Below are 231 nucleotides of genomic sequence, written 5' to 3'. Positions count from 1 at the left end.
TGGCAACACGGGGCGAGGGTTGCGCTCGTTGCGGGACTTAACCCAACATCTCACGACACGAGCTGACGACGACCATGCACCACCTGTGAACCCGCCCCGAAGGGAAACACCATCTCTGATGTCGTCGGGAACATGTCAAGCCCAGGTAAGGTTCTTCGCGTTGCATCGAATTAATCCGCATGCTCCGCCGCTTGTGCGGGCCCCCGTCAATTTCTTTGAGTTTTAGCCTTG

At 57.1% G+C, this 231-nt stretch carries 1 rRNA gene; it reads right to left on the bottom strand.

Annotated features, from left to right (window positions below):
• Positions 1 to 231, bottom strand: a 16S ribosomal RNA gene (locus tag EHS19_RS10560); the annotation flags it as partial.

Origin of the sequence: Bifidobacterium jacchi (genome assembly GCF_009078285.1) — a bacterium.
Lineage (GTDB): Bacteria > Actinomycetota > Actinomycetes > Actinomycetales > Bifidobacteriaceae > Bifidobacterium > Bifidobacterium jacchi.
The sequence above is the reverse complement of the archived record's forward strand: the minus strand, read 5'-3'. Positions and strand labels throughout refer to the sequence as shown.